This window comes from Acinetobacter sp. WU_MDCI_Abxe161 (assembly GCF_025514355.1).
Classification (GTDB): Bacteria; Pseudomonadota; Gammaproteobacteria; order Pseudomonadales; family Moraxellaceae; genus Acinetobacter; species Acinetobacter pittii_E.
Genome location: NZ_JAHPTU010000018.1, coordinates 1 through 25120, shown reverse-complemented (window position 1 = coordinate 25120; position 25120 = coordinate 1). Strand labels below are relative to the sequence as shown.

Sequence of the window (25120 nt, the reverse complement as noted above, 5' to 3'; positions counted from 1 at the left end):
ATATGCATGTGCACACATATTAATATAGCGGAGCCCTATGTCAATTTATTTATGTGCATGCGCACACAAATAATTATTAAATTTATATTTATCAATATGATAAAAAAATTTAGAGACACAGAAATATGAGATCTAACAAGTTGACTGATGTAATAAAGGGTAAAAGATATCGCGTAGATAGCTTTTACCCTACATTTTTTATTAGATTAAGTGCTTTATAAGCTTAATTATATTAAGCAACAGAGGCTGGAATCTGTTGGGTAATACAATGAATATTCCCCCCGCCTAATAAAATTTCACGGGCTTCAACACCTGTAATTAAATAGTCTGGGTACATCTGTTGCAATATTGCTTTTGCTTGATCGTCTGTACGCTCATCTAGTAATGGAAAAATAATCTGTTTATTACTAATGAGATAATTTACATATGAACCCGCTAGACGATTACCTTCAATCCGTTCAATTGCATTTCCTTTTTCGACATCAATCGTTTCATCTTCACTCGCATATAGTGGGCCTGGTGCTGGTAGTTTCCAAACTTTTAACTGACGCCCTAAAGCATCACGACTATTTTCTAATACTTTTAAGGCAGCAAGAGAACGCGGATACTGTGGATCATTAACATCATCTGTCCAATGTAAAGCAACCTCACTAGGACGTACAAAACAGCACATGTTATCGACATGTCCATCTGTTTCATCGTTATATACCCCAAGCGGCAACCAAATAAATGTTGAAACACCTAAACATTCTTTTAAAACGTTTTCAATTTCAGCTTGAGTTAGGTGTGAATTTCTATTTTCATTTAACAAGCATTCTGCAGTGGTTAGTAATGTTCCCTCACCATCCACATGAATTGCACCACCTTCTAAAATAAGAGGGGTTGAATAAGTTTTAATATCATGAAACTTTGAAACTTTTTTGGCAATAAGCTGGTCTTGGTCCCACGGGAAATATAAACCGCCCTTTTCCCCTCCCCATGCATTAAATACCCAGTCAATTCCGATTCGTTCACCCTTACTATTTTTCACAATACTTGGGCCTGTATCTCTCATCCAAGCATCATCACTTTCCATTTCTACTAAAGTAATATTTTCAGGCATAACTTGTTGAGCATTACTCATTTCCGCTTTGGGTACAGCCATAAATACTGGAGTTGTTTGGGAAATCGCTGCGGCAACCTGCGCAAATGCCTGTTGTGCAGGTCGACCATTCGCACGCCAATTATCTGTACGATAAGGCCAAATCATCCAGACCGCCTCTTGAGGTGCCCATTCACCCGGCATAACAAAACCTTCTTGCTTAGGTGATTTTATAGTGTGTTCCATATGACTATCTCTATTTACAACTACTTCTAAAAGACTCATGTTTAAATGTTTCCCTAATTCATTCATTTTTACTTTGAGTATTACTTTCCTAATTCTTGAGTCGCTATATTTAGCGAGGCAGGCTGTTTTTTAATTTTCCTGTACAGCAATAACAAACCTCCTGATAGAAGCCATATACCACCAAAGACAAGAGCTGATTTTTCTAGGTGTATCCATAAACCTAAAAGGACTACTCCAGAAGCCAGTGGTAAAAGTAAATTAAGAAAAATATTTTTAAAGCCATTACGCTGTTTAAGAATGACGTAAAATTTCATAAATACAGAGAAATTCACCATTGTAAAAGCGATCAAAGCTCCGAAACTGACAAGGCTAACCACCATTGCTAAATCAACAAAAATAGCGAGTAATGAAATTAAGCCTACGAAAAAGATAGAGTAGAGAGGCGTTCCTAATTTGGAGTTTACTGAACCAAATATTTTTTTATGAAAGACACCATCACGACCCATGATATATAGTAATCTTGACGCACTTGCATGGGATGCTAGACCAGAAGCAAAGGCATTCATAATCTGAACTGTTAATAAAATAGATTGAAATAACGCGCCACCTACATAGAGTGCAATTTCTGGCAATGCTTCATTAGGATTTTTAAACTGATCAAGCGATGGAAAAGATAACTGTACAAACCACGATACGGTGATAAAGATTGCCCCGCCCAACAATGTGGTTAGCATAATTGCTTTGGGTATCGTGTTCGTAGGATCTTGGCTTTCATGCGCTAGTGTAGAAACAGCATCAAAACCTAAATAAGAAAAACATACTAAAGATATGCCCGTGAGTAAGGTTAAGTATTCTGTATTTCCATTTAAAAGGGGGCGCATGGTTAATAAATTGCTATAACCTTGTGAATTACCTATGCCCGTCACCACAAGAATAATAAATATCATCATCATCGCTATCGTGGCAGTAATCAGTATTGAGCTAAAGTTCGCCAAAATATTGATATGAAAGCTATTTATTAGGGTAATTATACTCACCATAATGATGACCCAAACGGTATATGAAACGTCTGGCATTAAGGCATGTAAATAAAAAGAGGCTAATAAAACATTTACCAGTGGTATGAGTAAATAATCAATTAATGAGCACCATCCCACAAAAAAGCCTGCCGTTTTACCGCAAGTTTCTGTGGTATAGGTATAGGCAGAACCTGATTTTGGCGACTGCTTGCTAAATCGAGCATAGCTAAAAGCTGTCAGTAACATAGCAAATAGCGCCAATACATAGGCAAGTGGTACTCGACCTTGTGTGACCTGAGAGATAATTCCAAAAGTATCAAATACGGTAGCTGGCGCCATATAAGCGACCCCAATGACAACAACTTGCCATAAGGTCAGCCCTTTGCGATTTTTTTCGCCTTCCATGCTTATTTCTCCTGCATCTATGCAAGCACTTTTTTCAGTGCGTCAATTCCTTAACTCAATAGAGCCTAGATTGAAAAATGACGTCCCTTTCTTATTTCAATAGTTATGTAAGAGCTATTAGATAGTGATTACATTTTCCTCAAGATAACTTCGTATACCTGACTCACCGAGCTCACGGCCAAGACCACTTTTTTTAAAACCGCCCCATAAGGAATCAGGTTGAATCATCTGGAATGAATTAATCCAGATATGTCCCGAACGAAGCCTTTTCGCGATTTGTTTACCTTGTAAAACTGAACCCGTCATAATTGTTGCAGCGAGGCCAAACTCAGAATCATTTGCTAAAGCGATTGCTTCCTCTTCATTTTTAAATGTTCGGCAGCATAAAACCGGGCCAAAAATTTCCTCTCTCCAGAGTCGACTTGTGGTAGGAACATCAACAAAAACATGGGGTTTTATAAAGAAGCCCTGTTCTGGTAATGAAATTTTTGTTAAATCAACAAGCGAATTTAATTGTTCTTGTTGGGCAACCTCTAAATATTCATGAACTTTATTAAATTGTTTTTTTGTCGTAATAGGACCAATAGTAAAGTCATCTACCTGCTCTTGACCGATAATGATTGACTCAACTGACTTTTTTAGTTTTTCATAGAAAGACTCAGCTATAGATTCATGTACTAATAACCGTGACGTTGCTGAGCACATTTGTCCGCAGTTATAAAACATTCCAGAAACTGCCTTCTCTACAGCATCATCCAAATCTGCATCAGCCATAATTAAAATCGGAGATTTTCCGCCTAACTCTAAAGTCACTCGCTTCACAGAGTTAGCTGCTTCTTGCATGACTTGTATGCCAATTTCAGTACTGCCTGTAAATGAGACTTTTTGCACGTCTTTATGAGCCACTAAATGTTGAGCAGCAACAGCATCTCCTAATATCAAATTAAATACTCCTGCTGGAAAATTAATTTGATCAAGCAGCTTCGTAAATTCAACTTCAGGAAGAGGTACAAGTTCAGACGGCTTAAAAACGATACAGCAACCTGCTGCAAGTGCGGGTGCGATTTTCCATGCACTCGTGATTAAAGGAAAATTCCAAGGCGTAATAAGTGCAACCACGCCGACAGGGCTTTGATGGTGTGTTAATTCCACTCCATCTTCACAATCTGTAATTTTGCTAAAAGCAAATTTTTTAACCAGATCGGCATAGTAGCGATAGCATTTAATACTATTATCGACATCAACTTTAGCTTGATTACGTGATTTACCATTATTCGCATGAGAAAGTTCGATTAAAACTTCTCTTGAAGATTCAAGTACATCTGCAATTTTATTTAACCAGCTGGCTCTTTCGTCGGGTTCAGTATTGCTCCACGAAGTGAGCGCCTGATGTGCAGCCATCACTGCAGCATCTACATCTTCTACAGAAGCTGTAATATAAGAGTCCAGCACCTCTTCAGTACGCGGATTAATAATTACAACTTGTGATTTACCAGTAGTGGATTTCCATTTTCCATTAATATAATTATTCATTTAATGATCGCCTTTTCTTAACTACTTTGACTTATTTCCATAGGGCCTTAATTACTTTTATGCAGGTCTGATCAACCCGGCCAAATAAGACTAGGTTGATGTTAAAAGTAATAGGAATGTGAACTCTAAAATTTAGAGATGGCCTTCAGCCTTAAGCTCCTGAATCGTGCTCAGAATTGCCTGTCTTAAAGTCGTTACAGCAAAATCGACATTTTCTTTAGTTAGAATTAAAGGTGGAGATAAAACATTCATATGTCCAACTGGTCGTACAATAAGACCAAGTTTTTGACAGTGGTTAGCAATACGCTTACCCACTCCTACAGCGCCATCAAAAAGCTCTTTCGTTTCTTTATTACGTAGGTTTTCAATACACATCATGAATTTTTTGCCGCGTACTTCGCCTACTATTTCTAAATCAGAAAGAGTTTTTAATTGTTCTTCAAAATAAACGCCCATTTCTTGTACATGCGCACAAATATTTTCTTTTTCAATGATTTCAATATTTTTTAGTGCAGCTACACAGCTAACAGGATGTCCAGAATAAGTAAATCCATGCGTTAATAAACCGCCGTTATGATGTGGTTTACTAATAGCTTCATAAATTTCGTCTGAAATAATTGTTGCCCCTAAAGGTAAATATCCTGAAGATAACCCCTTAGCACAAGTAATAATGTCTGGCACAATGCCAAAGACAGCTTCAGATGCAAACATATGTCCTAATCGGCCAAAGGCTGTTACGACTTCATCAGAAACGTATAAAACATTGTATTTCTTACAAACTGCTAGGGTTTTAGCATGATATCCTTCTGGTGGAACAATGACGCCGCCTGCTCCCATAATTGGTTCTGCAAAGAAAGCCGCAACATTATCTGGGCCAAGCTTCAAGATCGTATCTTCTAGTTCTTGAACTTTCTCATTACAGAAATCTTCCATTGATTGAGAAGCTGGCTTACGGTAAGGATTTGGGCAAGAAATATGATGAACTAACTCATTGTGAATCTCAAAACCAATATGATCGGCTTCAATTCCGGTTAGTGTCATACTGATATAGGTACTACCATGGTATGCATCTTTACGTGATATGAGTTTTTTCTTGCTAGGTTTACCAATTTGATGAAAATAATGATGAATTAAACGTACAGCTGTATCGTTTGCTACAGAACCACCACAGCCAAAAAATACATGATTCAGATTTCCTGGTGCGAGCTCTGCCAATTTAGCTGCCAATCTTGCTGCAGGTGCAGTTGTTTGATGGCCAAAAGGTGAAAAATAAGGTAATTGCATGATCTGTTCTGCAACCGCCTCTGCAATTTCTTTACGCCCATATCCAACATTCACGCACCATAGACCACCAATGCCATCTAAATATTTATTACCTTGGGCATCGTAAACATATACATTTTCGCCTTTAGACATGATCAACGACCCTTCGTCTTTAAAAGTCGTAAAATCTGTCCAAGGGTGAATCACATGATCTTTATCTTTTTGCCAAATATCTTGAATTTCAGCGTTTACAGCAATTTTAGAGTTCATACTATTTCCATCCTCATTTATTACAATACTCCGCTCCGGAAGCTTGTATTTTTTTCAGTTAATTAATTTTTAAACGGCTAATGAATGTTGTTTAATATTTTTTTGCGCTTGCATAGCGTCATAATTCAAAATTGCATTGAGTAAAACATCGGCACCTTGTGCGGCGTCTTGTAAATAAATATCTTCAGCTTCGTTATGACTTAATCCGTTAATACAAGGGATAAAAATCATGGTAGTTGGACAATGCTTAGCAAGATTAATAGCGTCGTGCCCTGCACCACTTACGATTTGTTGATTTGAATAACCCAATTTATCAACGGCTGTTTGTACTGTTTCAACACAAGCTTCATCGAAATAAGTAGCTGGACTTAACCAATGCTGAGAAATCGATATTTCTAAAGATTTTTCTGAGGCTATTAATTGCAAAGTTTTTCGAACTTCAGTTTCCATTTCTGCTAATAAAGCATCGTTAGGATGACGTAAATCAATTGTCCAATTTATTTCGGCAGGAATAGTATTGCGTGAAGAATTTTCTACTTGTAATTCACCAAAAGTAATTAAACCTTCAGGAAATTTTTCTAAAATGAGTTGTTCAAGTGTAGCGATCATAGTTGCAACACCGACCATCGTATCTTTACGAACATTCATAGGTGTAGTGCCCGCATGAGCCGCTTTACCTTTGGTTTGAATATCTAACCAAAGAATTGCTTGCCCACCCGTGACAACTCCAATAGCAACTTGGTTTGTCTCTAATACAGGACCTTGTTCTATATGAACTTCATAGTAGCCTTGAAACGGGCGTGCTAAAGATAACTCTCCGAGCTGACCAGTACGCACTAATTCAGAATAGACAGAAATATCCTGCTTATCTTTATTTTCATACGCTACTTGCTTTGCCAAAGTGCCTGTAAATACAGCAGACCCCATCATAGCTGGAGTAAATCGTGCACCCTCTTCATTCATCCATACGATGAGTTCTAAGGGATGGTAAGTTGTTACCTGCTCTTCAGCTAAACGATGTAACACTTCCATTCCAGCCAATACACCATAGATCCCATCAAAACGACCACCTTTAGGTTGAGTATCTAAATGGCTTCCCATAACAATAGGTAAAGCTGTTTCATTACGGCCTGAACGACGCAAAATTAAGTTACCAATCTCATCATAATGACAAGAAAGATTAATGTTTTTTGCCCATTCTATTAATAGTGCTCGACCAGCGACATCCTCATCTGTAAGAGCTAACCGTGTATTACCACCTTTATCAGTTGCGCCAATCTTTGCCATTTCCATTAACATTTGCCACAACCGCTCTGCATTTACTTTCTTCATCTTTTTAACTTCCATTTATAAATATATTTTTTGTGCAGCTTTTATACACTCTAATTTGATAAATTTCTTTATTAAAAACGAGTGCCAATTTTAAAACTTTCAAAGGTGCCAATTTAAAATTAACTAAAATAAAAATACAACCCAAAAAATCAAATTAATAAAAAGTAAAATATAAAAATATCAATTATTAAAACCACACAATAGGCAAATTTAAATATGTGCGCCATTAAACATTTTTTGTTTTGCCTGTAAAACTTCAACCTTTTGTGATTATATTTTCTTTATTAAAAACCCAATAAATTCAGCAATTAAAATAATTAGATAAATTTAATTAAACCAAATTTATTGAGTCAATCCAATATATTTATAATTATTAATATTTTTAAAAGTTTTTCGTTAAGCTAAAAACAATAGTCGGATCAGCTTCTAGTAGCTCTTTATTAACTTTCGATGAGACATAATATAAATCAAAAATAAGCCCCTGAAAGGTTAAATTTCCTCCTAATTTATAATCATAGAAACCATCTTTACGATCTGTCCCCCAAAGTAAATCATAGGCAGTTTTGCTAGAAAATTGGTTATAAGCCAACTGTGCAACAATATTCCAATAATTATTAATAGGATAGATGTAACCAAGTTCATAGCGCAACATTGTCCCAGTTTGCATTGAATACTCTGGTGAATAGTAAATAGAAAAATTTAGTTCATCATTACTTTTCAAAATTTGGTTATTTATGATGCTAAATGAATACTCTTCAAAGTTAACATTCGGTAACGACTTATCCGCTCCGGGATAGTTTACGTCTAGATACTGAATATTTATTTTCGAATAATCATTTAATAAATAATTGTAGCCAATATAATAATCAAGCTCTAGAGAACTACCAATTTCTAAATCTATATTTGAGGCAAAAGCTTGTGCATACAAACCACTCTCATGATCTAACCTTAATATTCCTTGTAGAGCAGGATTTCCTTTAGTCTGTGACACTCCTCTCCAATAATAGTCTGTTAAAAAAGTAAGTGACCCACTTATTAAAAATGGATTAGTTGCTGAGTCATCTTTATTTATTTCTGCATGCACAGGCATTGCTGCAGAATAAATTATTAATGCAGCCATTAACAACTTATTTAATTTCATATATTAACCTATCATTCCATGATCTTATCTTGTATTTTTTATAAATAGAAATTAACTTGTCTAAAATACAAGACCTATTTATTTATGTGTTTTTATATAATTAGATAAATAAAAAAACCTTTCGGCTTTTTTATTTATCTCTTTGTGTTATTGGTGATTAATTTTCTGGTCGTATACTTTCTTTCCAGAGAACCATGTTTGGATAACTTTCCAATCTTTAATATTTTTGTTTAATGGAGTCCGCATGGTATCTTGCAAAATAATAAAATCTGCCCATTTTCCGACACTTATACTTCCAATTTCATTACCCCAGCCCGCTACATTTGCTGGTGCCTGAGTATAGGCATATAAAGCTTCATCTAAATTTAGGGCATTATCGCTATAGCGTGTTTTACCCTTGTATTCCCTAAATACAGCATCACTTAACTGAAGCATTGGATTCTCTGGTGCAGTAGGCCAATCACTGCCTAAAACCAACGTAGCGCCACTACTCAATAAAGATTGCCAAGCATAACTATAAGGTAATCGTTTTTCCCCTAAACGTGACTCTTGGTAATTACCAGAGATCGCATGATCAGGCTGCATCGAAGCAACCACACCTATTTGTGCAAAACGAGGCATGGCCTCTTTACTCATAACCTCGATATGTTCAATACGATTTAATAGCTTTTTATGACTAGGACTATTCTCAATAGCGTTAAGGGCCATATCTACACTTCTATCACCAATTGCATGAATGGCGACAGGAAAGCCTACATCATTTGCTTTTTTTACTAAGCTATTAAGCTGAGCTTGGTTAGCTACTGGTTCTACATTAAAGTTATGTCGATCTGCATAAGGAGCATTTAAAGCTGCCGTATAATTCAACAAAGTTCCATCAACAAAATATTTAATGTAGCCAAATCGGAATTGTGGTCCCTGATGCCATTGTTGCTCTTTTTGTTGAAAACGTTGGTTTAGCGTATTGCGCTGATTTGAATAAGCTTGGAATTGAGCTTCAGTCGCTAGCCCTTCTCTTGTTTCAGCCATAAGACCGAAATTTACTCTAATTGGCAATGGTTGATTAGAGTTTAAAATAGAAGGATAAACGTCTGACAGTTCGTTCCACATATCATGAACAGAGGTAATTCCTAAACTATTGAAATGAGCTACCACTTTCTTTAATGTGGCTAGCGCAGCTTCACCTGAAGGTAAAGCTTTAATATATTTTGGATTATTTAAAATTAATTGAGTCGCTGCTGTTTCTTTAAAAATTCCTGTTAATTTTCCTGTTTTAGGATCTTTAATAATTTCTCCACCTTGTGGAACTGGCGTATTTTCATCAATACCCAATAATTGTAGAGTTTTACTATTTACCCAGACAGTATGGAAATCAATATCTTGTAGAACAACGGGACGATCTGGAATGATTGCATCAAGTTCCTGTTTTGTCGGCATAGCTGAATCTTTTAAAATACTGGTATCCCATCGACCACCAGTTAACCATGCTCCTTTAGGCAACTCTTTGTCTCGTTTAGCAATTAATTTGAACCATTGCTGACGATCAGTAATTCCATATAAATCTACGCCTTCCCATAGTTCTAAACCACCTAATAAATGAGTATGAGCATCTGTTAAACCAGGCAATATAGTCTTACCTTTTGCATCAACCACTTGGGTCTCTTTGCTGGCCATATTCTTTATGAACGTATTATTTCCTACAGCAAAAAACTTACCATCCTTGATTGCAAATGCTTGTGCTTTAGGTTGGGCTGGATTCGAAGTACGAATATCCGCATTCAAGACAATCATATCTGCTTGTTGAGACTGTGCGAATGTTTCTACTGATACTATTGAGATTGCTAGATATAAAGCCGTTTTCAATACTGTTTTCATAATATCCTTCTTGTTTAGTTGTATTAAGTTTAAGCGGCTTCCCAGCCGTAATAAGATATACAATGGATATATCTTTAGGCTTCAATGTGTACTTTTTAAACTGAATAAACGAGGGCCATTTCTTGATCAATCGAAGGAGCCAATTTTTATACTTTTTATAAATATATTATACAATTTCAATAGATTATTAGACTTAAATCCACTTTAACTCTCATCGCTAAAGCACTTAATGAATGGAGAAATAAGTATATTTTTTAGTAAAAATATCTTCTGATTAATACCCATGTTTCTTTTTACCTTCACAAAATCTTTCTTGTGCTTTAACTATTTTTATGTATGATTGAGTAATCACTCAATTAATATGTTTGTATATGGCTCGTCCCCGTAGTGAAGATAAACGTAATGCAATTTTAAGCGCTGCTATTGAAATATTAGCTGAGCTTGGCGAGCGTGCGTCTACCTCAAAAATTGCTAAAGTTGCTGGCGTGGCAGAAGGCACTTTATTTACCTATTTTAGTAATAAAGAAGAATTGCTTAACCAATTATATCTTTCACTAAAGGCCGAACTGCGTCAGGTCATGATGCTTGGTTATCCTGCTGACTCCGACCTACAAACACAAATGTCGCATATCTGGCAAAGCTATTTGGACTGGAGTCTAGAAGCTCCGCTTAAACGTAAAGTGATGGCACAGCTTTCCACATCAGAACAAATTACCGAGCAAAGCAAACAAATTGGTATGCAAACCTTTTGTGACCTCACTCAAAACATTCAAGAAAGAATTAACGATGGCAAATTAAGAGATTATCCACCGTTATTTATTGCTTCAATTTTAGGTGCGCTTGCCGAAGTTACACTCAACTTTATTGCCCAAGACCCTTCTCAAGCCGAGCGTTATCGCAAATCTGGTTTTGAAGTGTTTTGGCATGCTGTTTCAATATAGATAAAAGAATAAGGATGCACGGCGTCCTTATTTTCAACCCAATTAATGAGTGAGTAAATACTCATTTAAATAAATTAAAATAAGCACTTAGCCCAAGTTCTTATTGGTACATATAGGTTTGTTCCTATAAGGAAAAACAAGATGACGATTTCAAACACAACAGACTTGCCCTCTCCTTTAATGCCATCTCAGCAATATAATGGCAAATTTAGAAATACACGTCCGAACCAACACAAGCCTTCTTTTGGCAAAACACTCCAGCTCATGTGGAAGTTTCTGTTTAATAAACCGAAGTACACTGTACCTAACCGAGATATTCCTGTTTTAAGTTTGTCAAAAGCACAACTTTTAAGTGCACCCGACCGCTCTCTATTTCGTTTGGGGCATTCAACGATTTTGTTAAAACTGCAAAACGAGTTTTGGTTAACTGACCCTGTTTTTTCGAAGCGTGCTTCACCTTTCAAGTGGATTGGCCCAAAACGTTTTCATCAACCACCGATTAACATTGCTGACTTACCACCTATTAAAGGCGTGATTTTATCGCATAACCACTACGATCACCTCGACTACCACGCAGTGATGCAACTTAACGATAAAGTCGAGCATTTCTTAACACCGCTTGGCGTGGGTGACACACTCATTAAATGGGGAATTCCAGCAGAAAAAGTTCAGCAACTCGACTGGTGGGATACCACACATGTAGATGGGCTTGAACTGGTTGCTACCCCTGCCCATCATTTTTCAGGTCGAGGTATGGGCGATAGCAATGCAACACTTTGGGCCTCGTGGGTGATTATCGATAATGACTTACGTGTATTTTTTAGCGGTGACACGGGATATTTTGATGGGTTTAAAGAGATTGGACATCGATATGGCCCCTTCGATCTCACCATGTTAGAAACAGGTGCTTATGACCCTGAATGGCCCGATGTTCATATGCAACCCGAGCAAACGCTGCAAGCACACCTCGATTTAAAAGGACGTCATTTGTTGCCTATACACAATGGTACTTTTGACTTGGCACTTCATGCTTGGGACGACCCGTTTGAACGTATCGTCGCTTTGGCTCAACAAAACGAGTTAGCGATTAGTACACCTCAAATGGGTGAACTCTTAAACTTAAACGAACCAAATGTCGAAAATTATTGGTGGCGTTCGTAAGTTTGAAGAAATTATTTGGAGAGTAAAAGAATGCTTTTACTCTCCACTCTTAAAATTTTAACTTGTCTTATGTGCCTTCCAAGGGAACTTAATTGTGCACAAAACAAAAACCAGAAATAAAAATTGGGAAATATACATATAGTTGAGCAAGTCTCGGCCCACTTTTAATGTAATCCAAGTGTTGTGAATGACATCACTAAATATAATAAGAAAAGTTAGAATTAAGCCAATACGTGGCCTATAAAATAAAAGAATTGCTGCGATTGGATCAATAAACGTTAAAGATGTCCAATAAATACAGGTAAATAGTGGTGCATTGTTATAATCCCAAAACAAACCGTGCATTAGAACTGTTTGTAAATGGTTGAACCCTGCACCTGTAAGACAAAACGCATAAATACATCTAATAATAAATTCAGTTTTCAAAACAACTCTCTTATTCATTCATCAGGCTATGTAAAAAAATATTTTTATTCAGATAAAGCTATTCAATATTTTAATTGAAACATTCTATATAAATATAATTAAAAAAACTCTATAAATAAATGATAAATGCCTATCCCCCTTTCATCTCTCTTACTTATAAGTTGTGAACTATCTCATTAAAAATCTATTAGACGTTTTTACGCTCAAGAGAAATAAATAAATTTTTATAAATTATTAAAATCTTTTTATTTTATTAAAATTTAAATTATTCAAATGGATAGAATCATAAATAACACTTTAATAAAGCCCACTTAAAACTAAGACTAACTTTGTCTTAGTTTTATTATTGACTTAAAACACAGACTACATTAGTCTGTGTTTGTAATTGATCAATTATGAAATTAAATGGCTTATATCACTAGTAGCGTCGAGTATGCGATTCACTGTCTTCTTTTCCTTGTGAACAATGAAGATAAACCTTTGAGTAGTAAGGATCTTGCCGAATTACAAGGAGTCTCTCCGAGTTTTATGGCCAAGATTTTTCCTAAACTTGAAAAGGCAGGTCTGGTTGTTGCTCAAGAAGGTGTTCGCGGCGGCTATTTACTGGCTCGATCTGCCCACGAAATCAGTTTTTTAGATATCGTAAATGCAATCGAAGGTGAAAAACCGCTTTTTGAGTGCCAAGAAGTGCGTGGTAAATGTGCAGTCTTTAACAATGTCCCGCCAGATTGGGCAACCAGTGGTGTGTGTGCCGTACATGCTGTCATGCTACAGGCCGAAAAAGCCATGCGAGACGCTTTAGGTGCTCATACACTTGGCGATATTGCAGACCGTTTTGGCCGTTATGCCCCCGACATATTTTTTAGTGATGTAAATGGTTGGATCAACGAGCGCATTGAAGGAAGAACAGCAAAAATGCGGAAAAGTAAAATATCGCGGGATACCCCCGACTAATGAGCTAATAAGCCTCAAATACTAAAGTAAAACATTCCTAATCCGTTTTAAACGCTTCTCAGATTTTTTCGGACAATCAGAGAATGGATTCGCTCACCCTAAATTTTGTGATGAGCTGGAACGTGTTGTCCGAAAAATCGATCAAAAGGATAATCAAATGAATAAACGTATTATTATTGCAGGTTCTGGCTTTGCTGGTTTATGGGCTGCACTTGCTGCACAACGGGCAATTCACTTAGCTTCGCAAGAACAAAACATTGAAGTGGTAATGGTTTCCCCTAGTCCAAATGTGGATATTCGTCCTCGTCTTTATGAAGCTGTACTTGAAAATATGTACCCTGATATTTCAGAACTATTAAGCGTAGTTGATGTTAAATATGTAGCTGGCTGGGTAAATGAAATTGATGCTGCTGCCCAAAATCTTGTGATTACCACAACTCAGGGCGATAAACAGACTTTAAGCTATGACCGTTTTATTCTGGCCACTGGAAGCACCACGTTTATGCCACCAATACCAGGTCTTACCGAGTATGGATTTAGCGTAAGCACATTAGAAGATGCGGAGAAATTAGACCAGCATCTTAAAAACTTAGCCCATAAACCTGCAAATGCAGCTCGTAATACTGTAGTTGTTGCTGGTGGCGGTCTGACTGGGCTTGAAACAGTGACTGAAATGCCTGAGCGTCTGCGTAGCATTTTAGATGAAACTGATATTCGTGTGGTTTTAGTCGATTCATCTACAGAAATTGGTGCAGCGTTGGGTGACGAAGCTGCGGCTGTCATTCGTGAAGCTCTCGAGGAACTTGGTGTTGAAGGTAAAGCTGGGCTACGCGTTACTGCACTTGATGCTTCTGGTGTAACCCTTTCTAACGGCGAAAGAATTGAAGCAGAAACTGTCATTTGGACTGCGGGCATGCGAGCGAACTCGCTTACCTCTCAAATTGCAGGTGAAAAAGATAATTTAGGCCGTATTTTAGGGGATGCTTATTTACATGCACCTGAAGCAAAAAATATTTTTGTGACGGGTGATACGGTAAAAGTTCCAACCGACGATTTAGGTAATTTTAACGTGATGTCATGTCAGCACGCGATGAGCCTAGGTCGTGTAGCTGGTTACAATGCTGCCGCAGAATTGGTTGACTTACCACTACATGCCTATAGCCAACCAAAGTATGTGACTTGTGTCGACTTAGGCCCATGGGGCGCACTTTATACTGAAGGATGGGATCGAAAAGTTCAGTTTGTGCGTGAAGAGGCGAAAAAAATTAAACAAGAAATTAATACGGTCTGGATTTATCCGCCGGTTGCAGATCGCGAAACAATTTTTGCAATCGCAAACCCTGATTTTGTGATTGTTCCTTAATATTCGTTTTTCTAGAACAAACTACTTTATTTAGATACCCTAAAAGCAAAGCCGTCGCTGATTTTGCTTTTAGGGTTTATTTTTGAGTCATTAAATTATGACTTTTCTAGCTCTTCTATTATCGCTAAAGCCGTTTTTTTAGCAGAAAACGGGTTTTGTCCTGTAATTAAATTGCCATCTTGAACTACATGCGGTGCAAATGGAATAAAGGCCTTATCATAATGTGCACCATATTCTTTAGCTAACTCTTCGGCATTATATGGAACTTTTTTTGCAACACCCGCCAAAACTTCCTCACTCCATGCAAAGCCCGTTAACTTTTTGTCTTTTATCAGTCGTTCGCCATTTGAAAGCCGTACATTGAGCAAGCCGCAATACCCATGACAAACACTCGAAACAATGCCACCCTTTTCATAAATATTTTTGGTGATTTCTTGCAGTTCAGGATTATCTAAAAAATCCCACATAACACCGTGACCGCCTGTGTAATAAATCACGTCATAATCTTGCCAATTAATATCGGAAGGTTTAAAAGTATTGGCCAATAAAGTCATAAAAGCTTGATCATCTTCCCTTACTTTTACAGATTTGTCAGAAACCAAAGCTCCTAGTGATTTTGGTTCAATCGGTGTTTTTCCGCCATTGGGACTAACAATATCTTGTACATAACCTTGCTTTTCAAATTCGTCATAGGCATGGGTAAGCTCGCCTAGCCACAGCCCTGTTGGTTCATCGATATCTTTATAGCGTGAAACATTGGTCACGACGTGTAATATACGTTTAGCCATTTCCTCACCTCATTTTTCATATTTATAATTTTATCTTTCATCTATCAAAACATAGAAAGCTGTTACTGAAAGTGTGTGCTTGGTAAAGTTATGAACCTTGCTTTTACATGACTATAAGTCTAAAGTTAACTTGAATATTAACTATGCCAATCTTATTTTTTAAATAAAATTTATATGACTCTGTACTTGATATACTTTTAATTTTTCGTTTCTTTAAAGTTTAAATTAGCAAAATCCTGCCAAATAATATTCAAGCAATCTCTTCCGTTCATCTGGTTTGTTCGGATCTAAAAGCTGAACCATTGCTCCATCAATCACAAACAAAAACATGTGGGCATCTTGTTTTGAAGCATTTTTGTTGGTGGTTAAAAGTAATTTATAGATTTCGTTAATGAGCCAGTTTCGGTAGTCAATTACAAGTTGATAAGCCTTTGGATTGGTCTTCGCAATTTCAAAAATGGCTTTAAATGGCAAATGATAAAGCCCGTCTAAGTCAGCATGTAAAAAGTAAATCTTGCGGAGTTTTTCAATCACGGTTAATTGTTTTTCAACGTAGATAATTGAAATGACCGCATGTCTAAGCCCATCTTTTTGAAAAGTTAAACTCATTTCAATAAGTCGTTCTTTTGAGTGAAAGTAGTTATAAAACGTGGCTTTTGGAATGTTTGCCGACTCAACAATTCGGTCTACACCGACTTTATGAAAACCATATTTATTAAATAAAAACCTTGAAGTGTGAAGCACGCTTAAAGTACGGAATGGGAGATCTATATGTGGCATAGTTTTACCGTTATAAAAAATTATTGTTGTATATAAATGAGATATAAAAACTGCTACCTTTTTGGGAGAGAAAAAAGGCATAGCAAAGCCGTAAGACTGTGCCCAGCACATCTCAAGTTTTAATTGTTGCTAAGTTTTAAGTAATAACGAGTTAAAGCCTAAAAGCCTTACGGCAATCAAGCTGCTTTAAATTTTTAAGCTGTGTTGTTATAGCTTTTGGCAATGGCTGCCAAGAAATGATGAATATGCAAAGCCAACTCCTTAGATATGGAGTTCTGCCAAAACATTAGAATTATGGTGGCAGAACGAAAGAGGGTTCGCAGACTTGGTAATACACAAGCACACCCGAAGGTGTCCCTCTCCCGTCCTACCGCTACGGGAGGGAACGAGAGGTACACATAAAACTATCCCTCAGAAAGGAATAAGTCTGATGCGGTATTACATGCGGTCTGCGACAACCGACTGGCAATGTAGGCCAGCATGCAAATGGTAATCTTCAATATTTGAAGTGTCAATGTGAAATTGGCTAGAAAATATTTAAATAATTATTATTTTTCATTCAATTACATATTTAAGGATAATCTTAAATGTTGGCTTAACAATATAAAATAAACCTATAATATTTTAAAATTCTGGGCTTATTCAGAAAATTCACTTTCCTTATAAAAAATTTATAACCTAGTAACCTATACTATTTAATAAATTAGCCCTCTTAAGAGGGCTTTTACATAAAGATGGCTTAATCAGAATTTTAAGTCTTGGGTAGCTTATCAAGAATACAAAAATCCTCAATAAGACTATCAAAGGAAATTTTAGTTTCACCTTCAATTAATATAGTGTTGCCATTAAATATAAATCGTCTAAATCCTATATATTTACCATGGCTATTTTTTATATTAAATTCTCCACATGAATAGCTATTTCCATCTTTTCCAAAATAACTTTTGATATTTTTATACTGTAGAGAGTTAGGTGTTTTTGTATTATTTTTAAAATATTGCTTAGCTTGCCAAACAAGCATACTGTCCGGTTTTATGTCAGATTTTATGGAGGAAGAATCACTGAGACTGTTCTGTGGCCTGTATTCTGTTAATGATACAATCTTTCTCCCCTGCTCTTTTAAACAATTAATATCTACTTTTCCACAAATCAAAAAACAAATTACAATCCCTACCAAAATAGCTAAAAAAAACTTTATAAAAAATTTGTAAATCAAATTACTTGGCCCTTCATAAAAACTGCATTATTAATGCAAAAAAATTACCCACTGTCTAAAATTTAGTGTGAACACATTTACTTTAAAGTTTTATTTTTCAAATAGTTTGTTTAAATAAGCACAAGCTTTATTTTTATTAAAATACCTATGCAAAGGCTGCATATTCCTAGAAAATTTCAAACTTAGGAACAACTGTAAATTTTTATAATTTTAATCAACTCTATATTTAAACCAATACTCAAAAAATATAACAATCATGATAAAATAATATTAAATTTTACCATTCGTTATAATTTTAACAAATTTTTAGCAAATTGTCATTTCACAATTTTAGTTATTCTAAAAAATCTCTTAGACAAGTGATTTTTTTCAAGCATTCAATATGCCTTCCAAATTTTTCATATTTATAATTCTGACTTTCATTTATCAAAACATAGAAAGCTGTTACTGAAAGTATGCGCTTGATAAATTTATGAGCCTTGCTTTTACACGACTATAAGTCTAAAGTTAACTTGAATGTCGATAGAGTATGTGGCTATGAATATTAGCGAGTTATCTAAACTAAGCGGTTTAAGTACCCCTACAATTCGTTACTACGAGCAAATCAAACTCTTGCCTAAAGCCAAAAGAAAATCAAATGGCTACCGCGAGTATACCGACAACGATTTAAAGCAACTTTCTTTAATTCAGCAAGCCCAGCAAGTTGGATTTTCTTTAGCAGAAATTAAAGCCTTTCTTCCTTCAAAAGTGAGTAGTTGGAACCATGACGCACTCATCCAAACACTTGAATCAAAAATTCAAGAAATTGAACTTTTAGAACAAAAACTAAAAGTGAGTAAGCAAAATTTACGAACCATGGTTGAAGCGATTAATAACAAACCAGATGAAATTACTTGCGAAGAAAATGCAGAACGACTCATGAACCTCTATTACGACAAAGCAAAAACACCGTAATTTTTTAAAGAACTATTGACCTTAAAGTACACTTCAAACATACGATGGATCACAGGTGATAGATGAGGAACCTGTGATGTTTAAAGTTTGGGATTTTCAGCGTTGGTTAACCATTATTTTTGCTATTTTTTTGACTGCCAATGTGACACATGCTGCAGAGTTAGATAAAACTCAAAGCCTTAGCAAAGCAAATGGAAAAATTTTAGTCGTGATGACCAATCACTCGGCTTACCCTTCCCGTTCGGATAAAACAGGACTTTGGCTGACCGAGCTCACTCATTTTTATGATGTCGCTTTGGCTGCTGGCTATGATATGGATTTTGTAAGTCCTTTAGGCGGTCAGGTTCCTCTAGATGAACGTAGCTTAAAGTCTATTTATTTAGACAAATCAGCACGAGATCATTTAGCTGACCCAGCGTTTATGCAGCGGTTAAAAACAACGTTAGCTCCGAGTGTGATTAATCCTTCGCAGTACAAAGCCATTTACTATACCGGTGGTCATGGCACCATGTGGGATTTCCCAACCAATAAAGCTTTGCAGAACATTAGTGAACAGATCTATCGCCAAGGTGGAATTGTTTCAGCAGTATGTCACGGCGTAGGTGGTCTATTACCTTTACAGGATGAAAATGGCAAACCTTTAATTGCAGATAGAACCGTTACGGGTTTCGCAAATATTGAAGAAACGCTGTCGGGTATTAAGTCTCAAGTTCCGTTTTCTCTACAAAATGGGCTCATTGAACGTGGAGCAAAATATAAACAAGCATTTGTTCCATTTACGTCGTATGTAGTTTCGGACGACAGAATTATTACGGGACAAAATCCGCAGTCGAGTAAAGAAATAGCCGAGGCAGTTGTTAAGCGTTTAAGTAGCATTCAATAAATCTAAAAAGACGAATTACAGCCCTATTCTGTAATTCGTCTTTTTCATATAAATACTATAAAAAATCAGCCAATCTTTTGATAGTGAAGGCCTATTGCACCTGAAGCAAACGTTTTATTTTCAATAAGTTTAAGATTAGTCTTTTCTTGAATACCTTGGAATAGTGGCAAGCCACTACCAATCAGCACAGGTGAAACCGTAATTTTGTATTCATCAATTAAACCAAGTTGCATCAGATAATGCGCAAAGCGAGGACTCCCCAGAATTACCATATCCTTGCCCTGCTTCTGTTTAAGTTTATTAATTTCTTCTTCGACATGGTCTTTCACCAGTCTGGAATTATTCCATTCAACTGTATCTAAAGCAGTTGAAAAAACGATTTTTTCTGTCTTTTCAATCCACTCAGCATGATTTCGTTCGTGCTCCGAAGCTTCTGGGTTTGAAAGCATAGATGGCCAGTAATTATGCATCATTTGGTAAGTTGCACGCCCCCAAATCACTGTATCGACAGTACTCAAAACTTCTTTGGCATGATTTGCTAAATCGGCGTCGTAAGCAATCCAACCTATGTCCATTGCCCCATTTGGACCTTCCACAAATCTATCTAGCGATGCATGTAGAAATAGTATGAGTTTTCTCATTATTCTCATTCCTTTGTTATGAAAAATATTTATCGCTTTTTAGTATATTCAATTTGAATTATTTCTTATGGAGTGTTTTCTTTGCTGTTTTTCTTTCATCTATATAAAGCTGTATTTAATTGAAATATTTAAAAATAACCCGAACAAGAATGACTCCTTGTTCGGGACTATTTATAAACATGCTGTTTTAATAAAGGCTTTTAATTAATGACCAGCGGACCAGAACCCGGCAGCTCGGTCACTAGCTTATAACCCATCAGTTTTGCTGGAGTATATGTACCGCCTTTAACGGTATTTTTGAGTAAATAATTCACCACAGTCAGTGAGCCATTTACGGTAAGGCTATACGCATTTTCCGTTTGGATACGGGCAGTTTTGATTTCCCCACGGGAGTTTCTCGCTTCACCCCAAACATAGGTCGGCACTTTTGCACGAAGTTCCTCATTTGGTCCCACAACCGTTTTTTCAATACGCGACTTAATAAACTTTTGCACGGCATTGAGTTTTAATACAGGGCGGAAGCAGTTCATCATTTTCGCACCAAAAATCATTTTGGGAGGCGCAGGAACAAATACTTCAATGTTTGGAATACCTGTTGTATAGAACGCTGTAGATACGTCTCCCCACGGAACACTCATGGCACTTTTTTTACCGTCACCAAAATCAATAGTTCGGACGTAATGCGCTAATGGAACGGTGGTAATTTTTCCGTTTTTACGAATTTTGCCGCCTTCGGCCATACCTTCTGTACTTGTTTTAGCTGTACCCGGTGAAAGCCCTGTTCTAGAGTCAAAACCAAGTGCTAAATGGTTCGCATCTGGCAATGCTTCTTTGAGCGCTGCAGCAACACAATCTGTCGGAATCACATCAAAACCAACACCCGGGCAAAGTACAATATCGGCTTTTTCAGCTTGGCTGTTAAGTGATTGTGCCAATTCAAATACAGCGATTTCACCCGTAATATCTAAATAGTGAGCACCGGCATTTATACACGCTTCCATCATGGGTTTTGATGTTGCTGAAAATGGCCCTGCACAGTGCATGACCAGTTTAAAACCTTGGAGTTGCTCACTAACTGCATCTACGTTATCAAGCCCAAAAGCTTTATAGTCGAGTCCCAACTCTTGAGCGAGTGTTTCAACCTTAGCTTTGTTACGACCAGCCAAAGTTGGTTTTAGACCTTGGCGTACAGCTTCCCGAGCGATTAACTCGCCCGTGTAGCCATTTGCTCCATAAATTATCCAGTTTGAATCGGTAGGATTTGTCATAACACAACTCACTTATTAAGAAGCAAATGTATAGTCACGCATGCCTTTTTTGTATTGGCGGGTACGGCATGACATCGCTGATTGTTGCAAAATTAAAGCCCAAGCTGGTGAAACATTTGATTTTGTTTTTTTACCAGAACTTAAATTACGTAACTGGAATTTGACCACAGCCATATTGGCAAGTGAAGCAAGTGTTTTGTTTTTCCAAGTAATTGGTTTTAACTCTGGTGAGACATTTTGGCCTTGTTTCCAAGCATTTGGCAAATTAGGTTCAATCGCTAAAGCCGTAGCAATACCAACTATATCTACACCACTTTCAACCACTTGCTCTGCTACCTGCTTACGGCGTATACCACCTGTTACCATAACAGGCATTTTGGCAACTTTACGAATTTCTTGAGCAAACTCTAAAAAATAAGCTTCGCGAGCAAGTGTACGGCCATCACGTGCTTGACCTTGCATTGCAGGTGCTTCATAACTACCACCTGAAAGTTCAACTAAATCGACTGCATGCTCATTTAACATTTTAACCACTTGTTGAGCGTCTTCAGCGCTAAACCCACCACGTTGGAAATCGGCTGAATTGAGTTTTATCGCTACAGTAAACTGAGGCGAAACCACTTTACGAACTGCTTCCACAATCTCAATTAATATACGAGCACGGTTTTCTAAAGAACCACCCCAACGATCTTGGCGTTTATTGCTGAGTGGAGAAAGAAATTGGCTTAACAAATAACCATGCGCCGCATGAATTTCTACACCCGTAAACCCTGCTTTTTCCCCTAAACGCGCCGTGTTTGCAAAACGCTGAATCACTTCTGCAATCATAGATTCATTCATTTCAATTGGCGTGTTGAAGCGATTTGACATTTTGCCAAGATCAAGTGAAATAGCTGATGGTGCCCACGTCTGCTGACCAAGATTGGCTTGCATTTGGCGACCCGGATGGTTAATTTGAAGCCACATCTGAGCGCCTTTTGAGCGCCCAATTTGTGCCCATTTTTTAAAAGTATCTAGATGCTTATCATCTTCAAGCACGACACCGCCCGGTCCAGTCATCGCTCGGCGGTCTACCATTACATTTCCGGTAATGATTAGACCTACGCCACCATTTGCCCAAGCCTGATATAAACGCATTAATTCTTCTGATGGTGCATGATTTAAATCAGCCATGTTTTCTTCCATTGCTGCTTTAGCAATACGGTTAGGAACATATGAGCCATTTGGGAATACTAATTTTTCGAACACTTTCATTGGAATGACCTCATTCAGTATGGCTTTACTTTAAGGTTAAAGCTAACTTTAATGTCAATACCTTTTATTATTCCTCTCTTTATTACTTTTAATTTCATTGGGTTATAAATAAAAAAGAGGCACTTAATATGCCTCTTTTTTTAGAGTTTAAAGCTTTAAATTATTCGCGAATAAAGGCCAATAAATCAGCATTAATCACTTCATGGTTTACGGTTAACATACCGTGAGAAAAACCTGGGTAGATTTTGAGTTGGCTATTTTGAAGTAATTCAGCAGATTTTACGCCAGAAGTTTTATACGGCACGATCTGGTCGTCGTCACCATGCAACACCAAAACAGGAACCGTGATTTTCTTTAAATCTTCGGTGAAGTCAGTTTGTGAGAATGCCACAATACCATCGTAATGTGCTTTTGCACTACCCGTCATACCCTGACGCCACCAGTTCGAAAGGATACCTTCAGATGGTTTCGCATCTGGTCGGTTAAAACCATAGAACGGGCCAGATGGAAGATCACGGAAAAATTGCGCACGGTTTGTGAGTACTTGATTTTGAAGGTCATCAAAAACTTCTTTTGGTAAACCTTCGAGATTATTTTCAGTTTTAACCATTAGTGGAGGAACTGCACTCACAAGGACTGCTTTGTTAACATTTTCCTGACCATGACGTGCAATATAGCGGACTACCTCGCCACCACCAGTTGAGTGTCCAATATGAATTGCATTTTTAATGTTCAGATGTTTAACCACTTCTGCAACGTCATCTGCATAGTGGTCCATATCATGACCATCCCACACTTGACTTGAGCGCCCGTGCCCACGTCTGTCATGAGCAACTACGCGGAAACCTTCTTTAAGGAAAAAAAGCAATTGTGTGTCCCAATCATCTGAACTTAAAGGCCAACCGTGATGAAAAAATAAAACTTGGGCATCGCGTGGCCCCCAGTCTTTATAGAAAATGTCTACGCCATCTTTTGTGGTTACATATCCCATCTTTGTACTCCTGCTGAAAATCTGCTTCTAGATTCGTTATAAAGGTATGAATATTTATCGTAAGATTAAAGTTAGCTTTAAGGTCAATAGCCTCAATCTTATTGTTAAAATAAAATTTATATGAAGACTCTACTGTACTCTGTATCTTTTTAATCTTTAATTGTTTTTTATTTTATTTCTTTTAAATGTCAAAGACTTTACAGCTAGAAATTAAAGTCTTGACTTTAAAGTGAACTTTAACCTTATAGTGCCGACATTGGCTATAAATTAACACGTCTTGATAAAGACAACGGTAGCTACGCGGTCAATTAATGTAAAGGTGAACTCCAATGAATATAAAACAACAATTTACTGAGGTTGAATTTGGACAACAAAAAATCAAAGTACCCAAAGGTGGTTATTATGACCGTTTTAGAATGAATCCCGATTTAGATGAAGTCGCTCAAGACCCTGCTGCTGGCAATATCGACTTTTTCCGTCATATTCCTAAAAAATTAGTTGAATCAAGAGTTGGACCTGTTTGGGCACCGAACTTTTATTATCGTAGTGCAAATGTTCAGCTATTAATGCTTGCTCCCATTAAACAGATTAAGGCAAAACTTCCTGATGCTTTAACGCCCTTACAACCATTTCCTGATTATGGGTTAGTCGCCGTCACTTTTTTCTCTTATTCGGTTTGTGACAATGACCCGTATAACGAGGTGTCGATTGCGATTGTTGTACGTAAACCCAAGGCTCGTGGGCCTCACATCGCAGAGTTAATGAAATCGATGCGTCAACGCCACTTTCATGCACATGTTTTAGCTTTGCCTGTAGATACAGAAATTGCTAGAGTCCGTGGTGTATATGGTTACCAGTTACCAAAATGGTTAACTAAAATTGACGTCAACATTAGTTCAAAAGAGGTTCAAGCTAAAATTTTCGATGTTAATGGAAAATTAGATTTAAGCTTGAAAACCTTAGTACCGAATTTAAAACATGTCGCTTCTGAAACACATATCAACAAAGCCACTATGTTACATGTTGTTGATGGGAAATGGCATCGAACAGAAGTTCAGTCCAATATTCTTTCTTTCGCTCAAAAACTTTTCCCAAAGAATGTTCAACTCGAGAAAAATGAAGGGCCTTTAACTACATTGCTAAATGAGCTAGGTGCCTCAAGAATTCTCCGCTTAGATGTTATTGAAGATGCTCAAGTCGTGCTTAATTTGCCTACTCCGCTATAGATTTATTTTTAGGATATGAAAAGAGACCAACTAGTGGTCTCTTTTTCATTTTTAGATCGCTGCTTTGGTCATCTCACCATTGACCAGTCTTAAAATCTGCAATGGGTTG

Annotated in this window: 22 protein-coding genes; 7 read left to right on the top strand and 15 right to left on the bottom strand. The window is 37.0% G+C overall.

The annotated features are described in order from the left end of the window. Nucleotides 1-232: 232 nt before the first annotated feature. From aguA to KTI78_RS15855, 7 genes are all read right to left on the bottom strand, one after another. Nucleotides 233-1327 carry an agmatine deiminase gene (gene aguA / locus KTI78_RS15885; protein WP_262446712.1) on the bottom strand — a complete coding sequence of 365 codons (1095 nt, stop codon included), beginning with the start codon at nt 1325-1327 and terminating at the stop codon, nt 233-235. An 80-nt stretch (nt 1328-1407) separates the two neighbouring features. Beyond that, nucleotides 1408-2751: an APC family permease gene (locus tag KTI78_RS15880; RefSeq protein ID WP_016140915.1), complete on the bottom strand. Its 1344-nt coding sequence runs from the start codon at nt 2749-2751 to the stop codon at nt 1408-1410. A 117-nt stretch (nt 2752-2868) separates the two neighbouring features. Further along, nucleotides 2869-4284 (bottom strand): aldehyde dehydrogenase family protein, encoded by a 1416-nt coding sequence (locus KTI78_RS15875; RefSeq protein ID WP_262446692.1) that lies wholly within the window; start codon nt 4282-4284, stop codon nt 2869-2871. A 132-nt stretch (nt 4285-4416) separates the two neighbouring features. Beyond that, the gene (locus KTI78_RS15870) at nt 4417-5817 is read right to left on the bottom strand and encodes an aminotransferase (protein ID WP_262446691.1); all 1401 of its coding nucleotides are present in this window, start codon (nt 5815-5817) and stop codon (nt 4417-4419) included. A 69-nt stretch (nt 5818-5886) separates the two neighbouring features. Then, nucleotides 5887-7149 (bottom strand): Zn-dependent hydrolase, encoded by a 1263-nt coding sequence (locus tag KTI78_RS15865; RefSeq protein ID WP_262446690.1) that lies wholly within the window; start codon nt 7147-7149, stop codon nt 5887-5889. Nucleotides 7150-7531: 382 nt separating this feature from the next. Further along, on the bottom strand, nt 7532-8290 hold the full coding sequence (locus tag KTI78_RS15860) for a TorF family putative porin (RefSeq protein WP_262446689.1): 759 nt from the start codon (nt 8288-8290) through the stop codon (nt 7532-7534). Nucleotides 8291-8437: 147 nt separating this feature from the next. Continuing rightward, complete coding sequence (locus KTI78_RS15855) at nt 8438-10165, bottom strand: amidohydrolase (protein ID WP_016140910.1); 1728 nt, start codon at nt 10163-10165, stop codon at nt 8438-8440. Between the two features lie 371 nt (nt 10166-10536). Between KTI78_RS15855 and KTI78_RS15850 the strand changes: the two genes are divergently transcribed. Continuing rightward, complete coding sequence (locus KTI78_RS15850) at nt 10537-11106, top strand: TetR/AcrR family transcriptional regulator (protein ID WP_262446687.1); 570 nt, start codon at nt 10537-10539, stop codon at nt 11104-11106. A 141-nt stretch (nt 11107-11247) separates the two neighbouring features. After that, entirely contained in the window at nt 11248-12267 is a 1020-nt protein-coding gene (locus KTI78_RS15845) for an MBL fold metallo-hydrolase (protein WP_262446684.1), read from the top strand. Nucleotides 12268-12324: 57 nt separating this feature from the next. Here KTI78_RS15845 and KTI78_RS15840 read toward each other — a convergent pair whose 3' ends face one another. Further along, the gene (locus KTI78_RS15840) at nt 12325-12693 is read right to left on the bottom strand and encodes a hypothetical protein (RefSeq protein ID WP_262446711.1); all 369 of its coding nucleotides are present in this window, start codon (nt 12691-12693) and stop codon (nt 12325-12327) included. A 405-nt stretch (nt 12694-13098) separates the two neighbouring features. Between KTI78_RS15840 and KTI78_RS15835 the strand changes: the two genes are divergently transcribed. Continuing rightward, nucleotides 13099-13647, top strand: a complete 549-nt coding sequence (locus tag KTI78_RS15835) for an RrF2 family transcriptional regulator (protein WP_262446683.1) — start codon at nt 13099-13101, stop codon at nt 13645-13647. A 157-nt stretch (nt 13648-13804) separates the two neighbouring features. Beyond that, complete coding sequence (locus KTI78_RS15830) at nt 13805-15010, top strand: NAD(P)/FAD-dependent oxidoreductase (RefSeq protein ID WP_262446682.1); 1206 nt, start codon at nt 13805-13807, stop codon at nt 15008-15010. Nucleotides 15011-15105: 95 nt separating this feature from the next. On the opposite strand, the gene KTI78_RS15825 is transcribed toward KTI78_RS15830, so the two are convergent. From KTI78_RS15825 to KTI78_RS15815, 3 genes are all read right to left on the bottom strand, one after another. Then, on the bottom strand, nt 15106-15798 hold the full coding sequence (locus tag KTI78_RS15825; protein ID WP_087088309.1) for a type 1 glutamine amidotransferase domain-containing protein: 693 nt from the start codon (nt 15796-15798) through the stop codon (nt 15106-15108). Nucleotides 15799-16023: 225 nt separating this feature from the next. Continuing rightward, a complete protein-coding gene (locus tag KTI78_RS15820; protein WP_262446681.1) occupies nt 16024-16578 on the bottom strand; it encodes a TetR/AcrR family transcriptional regulator in 555 nt (184 codons plus the stop codon). Between the two features lie 751 nt (nt 16579-17329). After that, on the bottom strand, nt 17330-17794 hold the full coding sequence (locus tag KTI78_RS15815; protein ID WP_262446680.1) for a hypothetical protein: 465 nt from the start codon (nt 17792-17794) through the stop codon (nt 17330-17332). Between the two features lie 537 nt (nt 17795-18331). Between KTI78_RS15815 and KTI78_RS15810 the strand changes: the two genes are divergently transcribed. Together KTI78_RS15810 and KTI78_RS15805 are read left to right on the top strand one after the other, a co-directional pair. Continuing rightward, nucleotides 18332-18748: a MerR family transcriptional regulator gene (locus KTI78_RS15810; RefSeq protein ID WP_004792109.1), complete on the top strand. Its 417-nt coding sequence runs from the start codon at nt 18332-18334 to the stop codon at nt 18746-18748. Nucleotides 18749-18824: 76 nt separating this feature from the next. Beyond that, complete coding sequence (locus KTI78_RS15805; protein WP_262446679.1) at nt 18825-19631, top strand: type 1 glutamine amidotransferase domain-containing protein; 807 nt, start codon at nt 18825-18827, stop codon at nt 19629-19631. A gap of 65 nt (nt 19632-19696) precedes the next feature. Here the strand turns inward: KTI78_RS15805 and KTI78_RS15800 are convergent, their stop codons facing one another. From KTI78_RS15800 to KTI78_RS15785, 4 genes are all read right to left on the bottom strand, one after another. Continuing rightward, nucleotides 19697-20272 carry a dihydrofolate reductase family protein gene (locus KTI78_RS15800; protein WP_262446678.1) on the bottom strand — a complete coding sequence of 192 codons (576 nt, stop codon included), beginning with the start codon at nt 20270-20272 and terminating at the stop codon, nt 19697-19699. A gap of 200 nt (nt 20273-20472) precedes the next feature. Further along, nucleotides 20473-21540 (bottom strand): saccharopine dehydrogenase family protein, encoded by a 1068-nt coding sequence (locus KTI78_RS15795; protein WP_262446677.1) that lies wholly within the window; start codon nt 21538-21540, stop codon nt 20473-20475. Nucleotides 21541-21555: 15 nt separating this feature from the next. Beyond that, nucleotides 21556-22794 carry an NADH:flavin oxidoreductase/NADH oxidase family protein gene (locus KTI78_RS15790; protein WP_262446676.1) on the bottom strand — a complete coding sequence of 413 codons (1239 nt, stop codon included), beginning with the start codon at nt 22792-22794 and terminating at the stop codon, nt 21556-21558. A 160-nt stretch (nt 22795-22954) separates the two neighbouring features. Continuing rightward, complete coding sequence (locus KTI78_RS15785) at nt 22955-23785, bottom strand: alpha/beta fold hydrolase (RefSeq protein ID WP_262446675.1); 831 nt, start codon at nt 23783-23785, stop codon at nt 22955-22957. A 329-nt stretch (nt 23786-24114) separates the two neighbouring features. On the opposite strand from KTI78_RS15785, the gene KTI78_RS15780 reads away from it, so the two are divergent. Continuing rightward, nucleotides 24115-25011, top strand: a complete 897-nt coding sequence (locus KTI78_RS15780; protein WP_262446674.1) for an acetoacetate decarboxylase — start codon at nt 24115-24117, stop codon at nt 25009-25011. The last annotated feature ends 109 nt before the right edge of the window (nt 25012-25120 follow it).